A 703-nucleotide genomic window follows, 5' to 3' on the forward strand; every position below is an offset into this window, starting at 1 on the left:
GGGGAGGCCTGGCTGACCAACGGCGTTCAGGTCGGCTTCGTGATCGGTGCGCTGGGGGCGAGCCTGGTCAACCTTCCCGATTTGGTGCGGCTCAGCCGGCTGATGGCGGCCGCCGCTTTTGTCGCCGCGCTCGCCAATGCGAGCCTGCTGTTTCATCTCGGGCCGGGCGGCGTGATCGCCGCGCGTATTGTCACCGGCGCAGCACTTGCCGGCGTCTATCCGCCGGCGCTGAAGCTCGTCGCCACCTGGTTCACGCGCGACCGGGGGCTGGCGCTCGGCGCAGTCATAGGCGCGCTCACCATCGGCTCGGCGCTGCCGCATCTTTTTCGCGCTGTCCTGACCGCGCTCGACTGGCGGCCGGTGGTCGCGGCCGCCAGTCTAGCAACGACGGTCGGCGCGCTCCTGTTTCTCTTGTTCGCAAGGGAGGGGCCCTATCCTTTCGGCAAGGCGGTGTTCGAGCCATCGCGCATCGGGCAGGTGTTTCGCGAGCGGCCGCTGCTCCTGGCCAATCTCGGCTATCTCGGCCATATGTGGGAACTCTACGCCATGTGGGCGTGGCTGCTTGCCTATACGCGCTCGGCATTCGAGGCGCAGGCGATCGGATCGGCCGCTGCCGCCTCGCTTTCGACCTTCTTCGTCGTCGCCTCCGGCATCATTGGCTGCCTTTTGGGCGGCTATCTGTCGGACCGCATCGGCAGAACCG

The 703-nt window shown here is 67.6% G+C and carries 1 protein-coding gene; it reads left to right on the forward strand.

All coding sequences use genetic code 11. From position 1 onward, the window contains the following. Positions 1-703: MFS transporter (locus EOA75_RS33500; RefSeq protein ID WP_127326186.1), on the forward strand; the 703-nt coding region annotated here is incomplete at both ends.

Origin of the sequence: Mesorhizobium sp. M1A.F.Ca.IN.022.07.1.1 (genome assembly GCF_003997575.1) — a bacterium.
GTDB lineage: Bacteria > Pseudomonadota > Alphaproteobacteria > Rhizobiales > Rhizobiaceae > Mesorhizobium.